The sequence below is a fragment of the Frankia sp. KB5 genome, from assembly GCF_002099325.1.
In the GTDB taxonomy this organism is placed as follows: Bacteria; Actinomycetota; Actinomycetes; order Frankiales; family Frankiaceae; genus Frankia; species Frankia casuarinae.
This window is the reverse complement of sequence record NZ_MRUJ01000382.1, coordinates 1-1,955: the sequence shown is the minus strand read 5'-3', so window position 1 is coordinate 1,955 and position 1,955 is coordinate 1. Positions and strand designations below refer to the sequence as shown.

General features: G+C 64.7%; 2 protein-coding genes and 1 pseudogene. 2 read left to right on the top strand and 1 reads right to left on the bottom strand.

Annotated features, from left to right (window positions below):
• Nucleotides 1-86: 86 nt before the first annotated feature.
• Nucleotides 87-734 (bottom strand): helix-turn-helix domain-containing protein, encoded by a 648-nt coding sequence (locus KBI5_RS26030; RefSeq protein WP_023842285.1) that lies wholly within the window; start codon nucleotides 732-734, stop codon nucleotides 87-89.
• Between the two features lie 217 nt (nucleotides 735-951).
• Here KBI5_RS26030 and KBI5_RS24610 point away from each other — a divergent pair, with 217 nt between their 5' ends.
• Nucleotides 952-1,398 carry a hypothetical protein gene (locus tag KBI5_RS24610; protein WP_011436937.1) on the top strand — a complete coding sequence of 149 codons (447 nt, stop codon included), beginning with the start codon at nucleotides 952-954 and terminating at the stop codon, nucleotides 1,396-1,398.
• A 472-nt stretch (nucleotides 1,399-1,870) separates the two neighbouring features.
• Nucleotides 1,871-1,955, top strand: a pseudogene (locus KBI5_RS25765) (IS5/IS1182 family transposase); the annotation flags it as partial.

Sequence of the window (1,955 nt, the reverse complement as noted above, 5' to 3'; positions counted from 1 at the left end):
CCTAACCCCACCCACAAGCCGAAAACCACCCGACCGGCAACACCGGCCGGGCCTTCGGCCCGCCCACCCACGCCATCACCGAACTCTTACGAACAATGAAGTGCCTGGGCGTCACTCGCATCTGGAACCGGGCTAGCCAATGGGTAGAATGTGGGCGCGTAACGAGCGACGGCCCAGAATGCGAGGACGGTTGCGGCGGCGGCCAGGAACAATCGCCCTTGCCAACTGCGGAGCACACCTTGAACGGTATATACCCTGGACGGCCCGAAGTCTTTCAAGGTGCGATCAGACGCAATTTCAGCTGGCGACAGCAGAGGCTCGCTTTGTTCGGCACCGGTTTGCGGTTGGCTATCGGCCGCTTCCCCAACTTTTTCCCCGGTGATGTCTTGCCCCCGCGAAAGAGACTCCTTCTTTACCTGCACCAGGGAGCCTGAAGGTAGATGCAGGGCTTCCTCGTAGAGCTGAAGCGTCTTATCGGTCGCCATCGTATTACCGAGTTCATTCGGCGACAGCGTGCTGTGGTGCCTCCCTATTTTGTCCCCCATATAGCGCAATGAAAAACCGCGCCCCTCGCGGGCCTGTCGCATCGCGGCGCCGACGCGCTGAGCCGGTGTGAGGACGGGCGACCGCCCCGGCTCATTGGCGGCAGGCACGGCCAGGCCGCCCGTGCGCGGAGCCGCGAACGGGACTGCCTCCTCCTCATCGCTTGGTGGCAACCGACGACCCTCCCCCATGTCAGCACCTCAGTATCCCGGAGAGACGCGGCCTGCTGCTTGACGGGAGTGAGGTGGTTGGTTGGCCGGGTGGTTGGCAGGCGAGCCAACCAGCTCTGAAACGGTTGGTGGTTGGTTGACGCCCACAACCAGGGGGTTTGTGTTGCAGCCTCGATCGCATCAGGCCGTCGGCCACCCTGGCTGGCGGCACCAAGATCGCTGAGACTGGAGCGCGCCAATGGCTGACGCCTCGCGGGTGGGCGCTGTCCCGGACCCCCTGGACCAGCTGACGAAGGAGCTGGCCCCCGTCCGGTCGGCCGCCTCGCCCCTGGACCTGGAGCCGCTACTGCGGGACCTTCCCGCCTTGACCGGCCTCGGCATCGTCCGCGGGCGGGTGCATGCCGCCACCAGCCTTGGGTTGGCGACGGCGGTGCTGGCGGTGGTGCGGGAGGCGGCGGCCAGCCTGGATGAGGCGGTGCCTGAGCACAACCAGGTGCATCTGCTGTTCCGGGTGCATCCGAAGACGGCGCGGCTCACGCCGGCGGGCGCGCGGCAGGCCGCCCAAGAAGTCAGCGGCGTGGAGATGCGTCAGTTTCGATTTCGCCAGGAGGGGCGGTTGAGGCGGCTCGTCGCGCAACAGCTGCTGGAAATGCAGTACGGAGCCGACCACCGCCCTTACGAATAAAGCGGCCGGAGCACGTGGTGACAGCGGCCGAATGGGTGCGCCTCCAGCTCCAGCGCGCCCCCACCTTGAGCGCCGACAAGTGGGCCAAGATCGCCGGGGTTATCCGGGCGGTTCCGTCCGGGACGTAGGCCGGGTGCGGGGCGTCAATAGGCGAACCACCTAAAACTCTGCCAGGTTCGCGGTCGTGGTTTAGCTCTGTGGAGCCTAAAATCGGCCCCGAGAAAGCTCATAACAAGATTATGATCTTTGACAGTGTGCTCACGCGGGCGCATTTCGGCGACCTCACCGGCCTGAACTTTGCGCCCCTGCTTCGGTTGTCCTTTKAGATTGAGCCTTTCCCTGCAACGTTTGGTGACGCTCCGTGAGCGTCGCTGGGTGTGAGCGTCCCTGGGGGTGGAGACGATGAAGGCGCGGGGCTCCGGTAGGAAGTTGTTCCGACCAAAGAGCAACTCCGAAGGAACTCCACGCCTCGATGAGTTTCACATACACCGCCGAGCTGCCGTTCGGCGATCACACCGTTTTCCGTCTGGCGGGTCTTCTCGTGGCGGAGCGTCAAC